7 protein-coding genes and 2 pseudogenes are annotated in these 7907 nt (G+C 58.8%); 5 read left to right on the top strand and 4 right to left on the bottom strand.

The annotated features are described in order from the left end of the window. Nucleotides 1-84: pseudogene (locus R5H32_RS20215) on the top strand (IS5/IS1182 family transposase); the annotation flags it as partial. Nucleotides 85-267: 183 nt separating this feature from the next. On the opposite strand, the gene R5H32_RS20220 reads toward R5H32_RS20215, so the two are convergent. Together R5H32_RS20220 and bla are read right to left on the bottom strand one after the other, a co-directional pair. Beyond that, nucleotides 268-1674 (bottom strand): serine hydrolase domain-containing protein, encoded by a 1407-nt coding sequence (locus R5H32_RS20220; RefSeq protein WP_318340457.1) that lies wholly within the window; start codon nucleotides 1672-1674, stop codon nucleotides 268-270. A gap of 211 nt (nucleotides 1675-1885) precedes the next feature. Continuing rightward, nucleotides 1886-2920, bottom strand: coding sequence for a class A beta-lactamase (gene bla / locus R5H32_RS20225; RefSeq protein ID WP_318340458.1), 1035 nt, complete (start codon nucleotides 2918-2920; stop codon nucleotides 1886-1888). 175 nt (nucleotides 2921-3095) lie between these two features. On the opposite strand from bla, the gene R5H32_RS20230 reads away from it, so the two are divergent. Continuing rightward, nucleotides 3096-4142 carry an AraC family transcriptional regulator gene (locus R5H32_RS20230; RefSeq protein WP_318340459.1) on the top strand — a complete coding sequence of 349 codons (1047 nt, stop codon included), beginning with the start codon at nucleotides 3096-3098 and terminating at the stop codon, nucleotides 4140-4142. Between the two features lie 156 nt (nucleotides 4143-4298). Here the strand turns inward: R5H32_RS20230 and R5H32_RS20235 are convergent, their stop codons facing one another. Then, on the bottom strand, nucleotides 4299-5021 hold the full coding sequence (locus tag R5H32_RS20235; protein ID WP_318340460.1) for a hypothetical protein: 723 nt from the start codon (nucleotides 5019-5021) through the stop codon (nucleotides 4299-4301). A gap of 229 nt (nucleotides 5022-5250) precedes the next feature. Continuing rightward, a pseudogene (locus R5H32_RS20240) lies at nucleotides 5251-5499 on the bottom strand (IS481 family transposase); the annotation flags it as partial. Between the two features lie 187 nt (nucleotides 5500-5686). Here R5H32_RS20240 and R5H32_RS20245 point away from each other — a divergent pair. The 3 genes from R5H32_RS20245 (at nucleotide 5687) to R5H32_RS20255 (ending at nucleotide 7627) form a co-directional block, all read left to right on the top strand. Then, a complete protein-coding gene (locus R5H32_RS20245; RefSeq protein WP_318340461.1) occupies nucleotides 5687-6637 on the top strand; it encodes a hypothetical protein in 951 nt (316 codons plus the stop codon). A 145-nt stretch (nucleotides 6638-6782) separates the two neighbouring features. Next, complete coding sequence (locus R5H32_RS20250; RefSeq protein ID WP_318340462.1) at nucleotides 6783-7109, top strand: type II toxin-antitoxin system PrlF family antitoxin; 327 nt, start codon at nucleotides 6783-6785, stop codon at nucleotides 7107-7109. Continuing rightward, nucleotides 7106-7627, top strand: coding sequence for a type II toxin-antitoxin system YhaV family toxin (locus tag R5H32_RS20255; protein ID WP_318340463.1), 522 nt, complete (start codon nucleotides 7106-7108; stop codon nucleotides 7625-7627). Before R5H32_RS20250 ends, R5H32_RS20255 begins: the two co-directional genes overlap by 4 nt. Nucleotides 7628-7907 lie beyond the last annotated feature (280 nt).

The following is a 7907-nucleotide window of genomic DNA, read 5'->3' on the forward strand; positions in this document are numbered from 1 at the left end:
CGCGTTGCAACCCGCTACGATCGATGCCCAAAGGTCTTCCTGTCCGCCGTCGCCCTCGCCGCAACCGTCATGTTCTGGCTTTGAAAATCAATGAGTCTGGAGCCTAGCTGAATGGCCGCTGTGCAGACAAGCGCAGCGGTCAAGGTCTTTGGGTTTAGTTTTCGCATTTCATTTCTCCCGGTGTCGATGCCTCGAGTTCGGTGGAGAGTTCGATCTGCGCTGTGCAGGATCGCCCCTCCACCTGATCCGTGGCTGTTGTCGCCCCGGTTATTCGAAGACAGAACCGGAGAGCGAGAATTCGTCGACCGCCCCGTCGCCCCGAATGAAGATCCGGTGGTTGAATCGCACGAAGTTGAGTTCGCCAGACGGATCTTCGAGCAATTCGCCAAGGGATCCCTCGTTCGGGCCTTCGGTGATGATAAAATAGCCCTCGGCCGTGTTGGCCACATTGGCAGGCGCGGGGTCCGCTCCCTTGGTCAATGCGGAGAACTGGACAAACACATATTTGTCGCCCTCTTTCCGGATCTCGATGTTCTGGGAATTCCCCTTGAAGACGCCGACGAAGGGATCGAGCACAGACGGATCAACGCCCGCTGCGACCGGAGAGTCGGCCTCGATTCCCGTGAAGGCTTTGACCATTTCGTCCGCAATTTTACTGTAGGCTTCGACTCCGCGATCGCTGTGGACCATGATCACCACCGCAAAGTCGTGTTCCGGGATCAGCTTCAGAAAAGACCGCGTGCCGGGCCAATTCCCCCCGTGGAAGGGGCTGGTGACGCCGCCGTAGTCGTGGACGAACCACGTCAGTCCGGTAAATTCGCCGGCCGCAGCGTCGACTGCCGGAGCATGGGCATAGTCCAGCGCTTCCATGGATAGCAGCTGGTTCCCGGAGGCGTCCTTGCCGTCCAGCTGAAAGCGGGCGTATTTCAACATGTCGGTAACCGTAGACCGGATTCCGCCGGAGGCTGCGGACTCTCTTATCAACGGAATGTAGTACGGCTTGAGATCACTGATGCTGCCTTCCCCGTAGATCGGCGGATGACCCCATGCGTAGTTTTCAGCCGGCGGGGTGGCGTCGTAATTAAAGGATGACGAATCCATGCCGAGCGGAGTCAACAGGTTCTCTTCGATCAGGGTCTCGATCGGTTTTCCGCCGACATGCGACACCACATGGGTCGCGAAGGTGATGCTGGTGTTGTTGTACATCCAGGTTTGACCAAACGGATAGATCTGCTCGACGTAAGCCGCCTGGAGCATGACCTTCTCGCTGATCGACCCACCCGGAGGAACAGGAAGGAACCCATGGTCGCCATACCAGCCAGCGTGATGGTGGAACAGGTCGACGACCCGCGCTTTCGACGTCGCGTCGGGATCCGCGACCCTGAACCACGGCAGGATGTCGACGACACGCGCGTCCAAATCCAGATCGCCCCGTTCGGACAGCTGCAGGGCCAGAGTCGAAAGGAAGGTTTTTGTCACAGAGCCAATTTGGAACTGCGTATCAGTGGTAACGGGCTCTCCGGTGGTTACGTTCGTGACACCGAGTCCGGCGCCGTAGGCGTTGGGCCCATGGATGACCCCGATACCAAGTCCCGGGATTTTCAGTTCCTTGATCAGTTCAGAGGCTTCGGCGAGGACCGCATCAAAGGTCGCCTGGCCCTCTTCCTGTGTCATGGCCTGCTGTGCGAGTGCCGGTGTGACGCACAGTAGCGACGAAGCAAGCAGGGCAGGTATTGGTTTCATTAGGTTCTTCACTGGGTTCTTCCTTTGCATTGGGGTCTTCACCGGATGTCTCCTGGCGGGATAACGATGGCTCTTCCCGGAGGGTTCTGTCTTCGCAGTGCAGGATCGCACAGGCAGAGCCTGCCCGGCGAAGTTTCCCCGTTTACTGCTTCGCCATCTGCCCAAGGTAGAAGTAGTCGAACAGCGAGCGGGTGATCTCGGCAATTGCCCGATCCCTGTCCGCCTCGGATGTCTCGCTGCTCTTGGTGAACACGGCGATGGCAAACCGACGACCGTCGGGAAGCGTGATATAGCCAACGTCATTGGCCACTCCCCCTATGGTTCCGGTCTTGTGCGCCACGGGCGTTCCCCTGGGCAGCAGCCCCTTGAGCCGGCCAGCGCCGGTGCGCGTGCGTGACATGACATCAATCAGGAAGTCGCGGCTCTCGGCGCTTGTCGCCGTGCCACTGTCGATGGCAAGCAGGAGTTGCAGCATCGCAAGGGGCGTTGCGTGGTCGCGGGGGTCAGCCTCAAAGTCCAGATTGCGGTCACCCATCATCGTCAGGAGCTCCGGCCGGGTCACAAAGGCCTCTGTGGCGACTTTCATCGTGGCTGGTCCCGGCAGGCCATAGAATTCCCCGATGATCTCGCCGGTCGTACGATCGACCCTAAAATCGGTGATCCCGAGCCTGCGCAGGTTTTCGGTCACTGCCGCGGGTCCGCCGGCCAGCCCCATCAAGGTGTCGGTCGCCGTGTTGTCGCTCTCCGTGATCATGATCTCCATCAGGTTCGCCACCGAAAGCTGAAGCCCGGGATGCACGAATGTGTCGCTCAGCGCAGCGTCCCCGATCATCATCATGTCGGGTGTGACGTCGACCATATGGTCGAGGTTGAGTTCCCCACTGTCCGCGCGATCCAATACCGCAGCGGCGATCGCAACCTTGTAGGTGCTGGCCATGGCGAAGGTCTCATCGCCATTGAACGCGATGACGTCGTCGCCGCCGATTTCCTGCGCCGCGAAGCCGATGCGCCCGGCAAGCCCCGTCGCGACCCGCTCGATCGCGGCCCCAACGGACTGGCCTTCTGTTGTCTGGCCGTATGCCGGGCCGAAGGTGGCAGCCGAAACAGTCATCTGCACGGCAATAAGTGTTGCTGTCAAAAGCGATTTTCTGGCTTTTGCGGTGTTTTCCTTCGACATTTCATGGCTCCAACGCTTTCCGAGATCGCCAGGGCCGCGTGGCCATCGCCCGGGTCTCATCGTTTACGGCTTGTTAATTAACATGCACGAGGCCCATGCTGTTTGCGGCTCATGCCACCTGTGTCATAAACTTGTCCCGCAAGGTTAACCTCAGGGCGTTGAGGGAACAGCAAGAATGAGCAAGAAATCTGGCCCGAGATTCACGCGCGGGATGTTGCTTTTGTCCCCGTTCGCAAGAGCCTTCACCGCGCGGGGCGGCGATATTGAAGCGCTCCTGGTCCGAAACAGTATTCCCGTCGACGCGCTGACCGACCCTGAGATGCTGGTTGACGCGTCCGCCTGTTATTCCGCCATGGAGGATATGGCGGAAACTCTCAGCGATCCGTATTTTGGCGCAAAGGTGGCAATCGAAACAGCGACGAAGGGAACGCCTGCGTTCCGGGATTCGGCGACCCATGCTCTCAATTTGGGAGACTTTCTGTCCCGGCTGGTGGAGGAAGTCTCAAAGCAGGTTGATAACGTGCGGTACTCCGTTTCCATCACACCCGGCATTGTAACCTTCGACATTCACCGCACGGTCAAGGTTGCCAAGCCGTCAAAACAGTTGGATGCAGTCGGCGTCGCACTTTATGTGACTTTGATAAAAAATGGGATCGGAGAAACCTTCGACCCCAAAGACATCCTGATCACTATACCGACCACCCAGGGGCTTCCGCCGGGTTTCCTTCCGAAACAGGCGCTTATCACATCCCAGATCGACGGCTTACGGATTGCGTTTCCGCCGCACTGGCTTTGGGCACCATTCTCGCTGGACTGGGACTTGGTGAAGGCATCACGAGGGGAGTTTGCCACAGATGGCGCCAGCGAAGCGACCCTTTCCTATCTTCGCGGCATACTGACGGACAACATCGCTTATCAGGATCTGACACTGAACGATTTTGCCTCGATCTGCCGCATGCATCCACGCCGCATCCAGCGCATCCTGTGGGCACAGGGCACCTCCTACAGTCAGATGAAGGACGACGTGCGCAAGAGCATCACCGAAGACCTCTTGTCGAACACGACCCTGCCCATCGCGCAAATCGCTCTTGAGGTGGGGCTCTCCAGCTCGGCCGCCCTAGACCGGGCATTCCGGCGATGGACCGGCAAGACGCCGTCAGATTTCCGGGGTGATCTCCCCCGCTATCGGGCCTATCCGGGGCCAGTGACGGGGTCACGCTAGCAGAACTCGGATGCTGAAGGGTCCACCAGCGTGCCCGATCGCAGCGTGTTATGGGAACGAACAAGCGTCTGCCCCGGAGCACTTCCGGTATGGGCTCGAAAGAATCCTTCGCTGCAGCGACCTCGAAGGTCAGCTCTTGGCGGAGCGCCAGATTCCTTACTGAACGGAAACCGGCCGCAACATGCCGTCGGTATCCAATTTCAGGGCGCTCCGCCAGAGCGGCGTCTTGAAGACGTGGTGCACATGCTTGCCCGCGCACTCTTGACGAGTCTGGACAAGTAACCCGGCCCATTCAAGCGGGCGCAAGACGCACGAGGAGAACGCAGCCATTTCGCGCCACCCGGCATTGTCCCAGTCATGCTCCTGGCCATAGAACGCCGCGAACAATGCCCGCTCGGTTGTGCCGTGGTCGGCTTCGACGTTGATGACATTCATCCAGACATCCCACTTGCCGAAGGGACGCTCGTCAAAGCGGGCATAGGAGGCGTGATCGATCTTGAGAACGTAAAAGGGGATGAGTTCGGCAAAGAGCTGCGCAGGTACCTGCGCCAGCTCGGCGCCGCGTCTGGTCAGCCTGAACTCGCCCTTGAAGTGCCGCCCCAGGCGCAGGGTGATCATAAGGTAGTGCAGCACCTCGAGCGGTGGGAATTCGTACTCATTGATGACCTTGCTGTAGCGGAACATTTCTTCGGCGCTTTTCCCGGGCCAGTCAAAGTGCTCGACCGCCCAATGAACGAAGACACGCTTGAATGCCTTGGTTTTCGTCAGACCGATGGACCCGTGTTCCTGCGCGTACCGCAAGGTCAACAACGCCGCACGCAACATCGGCGAATGCGCGAGGTCGGGATGGTCATCGGTAAGGCTGCGGAATTCGATCATGGCGGAATGCTGCCACGAGGCTTTTGTCGACGCCAGACGCAGAACGCCCCCGCCTTTCAGGAGGACTCGTCAAACGTTGAATCGGCGTTGACAAGAATTGCACATAAGCAAAAAGCCCCGCGTGGCGCAGGGCTTATGTCTTTGGTATTAATAGATAAATTTGGTTGCGGGGGCAGGATTTGGCTTATACCGAACCCACACTGAGCTACGTTAGGATAAGCTTGAGCGACAAGGGCAGCAGTGTGTGCCGACGAAACGCAACCACCATCGCCTCCTCGGCCTCGCTGAGAATGGTGGAGCGCGGTTCCTTCGGACCGTTCTTGCGATCCTCGACCGTCTCGCGCTTGCGCCACTTCGCGACCGTCTTCGGATTGATGTCGAGTTCCCGGCTCAGTGCCGCGGCCGAAGCTTGCGATCGCTGTATTGCAGCTCTGACGGCGTGCGTGGTCGTGGCGCTGCCGTGACGTATCTGTCCCATAGTGCGTCCTTCCATTCCAACGAATGGATCGCACCATCAAACCGTGGGATCAAACACGGGTCAGGTTTCGACATCAAGCGACGCTAGTCGGCGCCCTGCCTCGCCGCAAGCCAGGTTCCTCTGACACCGCCCAAGATGATGTTTGACGAAGCGCGGGTAGTGACTCAATGTGGCGTCGGGAAAATGATTGGGCGGCGCCGTGGTAGATTTTTCAGACACGTCTTCCTGGAAAGAGAAAAACGCAACGACTTTGATTTATGCTTATGACTTCGAGGGCAAGCGCCGCGAAGGCGAGCTCGAAAAACAGCCGCATACGTTAGGGGTTTCACTTGAAAGCCTGTCGATTGTGGAAACAACCTCATGGGTGTTCAAGAACGATGACGAGCCGAGCAGTAAAACCGGCTATGCCTTGGCAGAGCATATCTGGGGCTCTGGGCGTCTTCAGGTTTCTTGTCTTCATGCATTCGCGCTGGGGACAAACAAGAACGAGTGCTTCGATACCATCGCCATCAGGATCTACCCCACCGATGAGGAGTCCCTCATAAAGACGAGCCGCTTCGACAAATGGTCTTTCAGGGATGGGAAAAACCAGCGCCCCTCGGAGGGCTGGCTTCAGGACGAAATAGGTCGGATCGACTACTATTCTGCGAATGAATACATGGAGAAATCGTCGGTAACGGCGCGCCTCTTCCTCGACAAGAAAAGCTTCGACGCTTTGGTGTTGAAGGTACGGGCCGGCGGAGCGCTTGGCTCGGTGCATCTCGTGATCTTCGCGGATCTTTACCAGTTTGCGTATGAAGCTGCTTTTGCAGATTTCGGTGAGACCAGGAATTACGGGATACTCTGCGCGGATAAAAGCAGTGGACGGACAGGCTTCACGAGGGCGCGTCTCGACGAAATGCGGCTGGTATGGTCGGCATTGACTCCAGCCGGCCGCGGATCAGGCGCGGATCTCGGTACGGACGATTTTCTTGACGAAGATCCGCACCGCGGTCAAGACGCCGTCGCGTTCGCTGTCGAGCGGGTTGCCGGCGATGTCAGGCACCTGCGTGACAGAATGGACGGTCTATATCTGGGCTCATTCTTGCTGGTCGCGTTGCTGGCGGGCTTCGGTGTTTCAAATTGGATGGGATTCTGATCGAGGCGCGCGCGGTCAGGACGCGTTGTTCTTGGACCGGTATGCCGCTCACCGCTTTGGTGCGACGTGAAGGGCTAGCTTGAAACGACAATGCAAATGCATTACCTTCTGGGAAAGCCATTGACGGCCCTCCCGGGAGGATCATATGCCTGTGCTTGCCACGGAAGTATCGACGCTGACTGACCGCTATCAGACGACCGTACCGAGCGGCGTTCGCAAGCAATTGAAGCTCGGGAAGGGCGATCGGATCCGCTACTGCACGGATCCGAGCGGCAGGGTTTACATTGAGCCGATCCGATCTCGATGGGACGATCCAGCACTTGAGGCATTCCTTGATTTCATCGAGGCTGATGTGAGGGCGCACCCAGGCCGTTTGAAGGCCCTCGACGGTGCGTTGCATGACCGCATCGCGGCATTGGTGGGCGATGTCGACGTCGATCTCGACGAGCCCTTGTCGCCGGATGACGAATGACGCGGCCATCTGACCCGGCGGGAGCGCCGCTGGTCGTCAATGGTTGGTCCATCTACGCGCATCCGCTCTTCCTTGGCCAGCTCGAGAGCCTGATCGAGGAAGTCGAGCAACGAAAGGTGCGAGACCCGGACTCGTGGCATAAGAAAAATTGCACCAAACGGTTGGCCGGGATCTTCCAACTGGTTGGCGATACGATACCGGCCGACCCGACGGCGGCACAGTTCCGGCAAGGCGGCACGCTGGGCGCCAACCGGAAGCATTGGTTTCGGGCCAAGTTCTTCCAGCAATACAGGCTATTCTTCCGGTTCGACAGTGCCAGCAAGGTAATTCTGCTGGCCTGGGTTAACGATGAAGGAACCAAGCGCGCTTACGAGAGCAAGACGGACGCCTACGCGACGTTCAAGGGCATGCTGGACGGCGGCAATCCGCCCGACGACTTCGATGCCCTCATGAGGGAGGCGGCAGCGGCAGCTAAGCGTTTCGCGCGGAGCCTGGGGGCCGCTACTGTTTTCCGGTGAGCCGATCCCGCCATTGCAACGCTTTCTGCTCGAGTTGCTCGCGGGTGTCGCGTGTACCCATGGACCAAAGCTCGCTGAAATACCAGAAAAGGCGCACGCCCACCTCTTCGGGCTGACCTGAAGAATGCCAGGCTCAAGTTTTCTCGATTTCCTTGGGTTGGCAGCGATCGCCCTGTCAATCCCGGCGCAAAGTTGGTCGGCGTAGCGGCGGAATAGTCCCCAACGGTTGGGACTATCGCGCGTCTTGACGCGTGTGCTCCCCACAAAGCTGACGCGCGGC

Origin of the sequence: Defluviimonas sp. D31 (assembly GCF_033436765.1) — a bacterium.
Lineage (GTDB): Bacteria > Pseudomonadota > Alphaproteobacteria > Rhodobacterales > Rhodobacteraceae > Albidovulum.

Excerpts from the sequence above, each read along its gene's own strand:
- R5H32_RS20235 (WP_318340460.1), bottom strand. The coding sequence starts at position 5,021 with ATGATCGAATTCCGCAGCCTTACCGATGACCATCCCGACCTCGCGCAT.
- R5H32_RS20250 (WP_318340462.1), top strand. The coding sequence starts at position 6,783 with ATGCCTGTGCTTGCCACGGAAGTATCGACGCTGACTGACCGCTATCAG.
- R5H32_RS20220 (WP_318340457.1), bottom strand. The coding sequence starts at position 1,674 with ATGACACAGGAAGAGGGCCAGGCGACCTTTGATGCGGTCCTCGCCGAA.
- R5H32_RS20230 (WP_318340459.1), top strand. The coding sequence starts at position 3,096 with ATGAGCAAGAAATCTGGCCCGAGATTCACGCGCGGGATGTTGCTTTTG.
- bla (WP_318340458.1), bottom strand. The coding sequence starts at position 2,920 with ATGTCGAAGGAAAACACCGCAAAAGCCAGAAAATCGCTTTTGACAGCA.
- R5H32_RS20255 (WP_318340463.1), top strand. The coding sequence starts at position 7,106 with ATGACGCGGCCATCTGACCCGGCGGGAGCGCCGCTGGTCGTCAATGGT.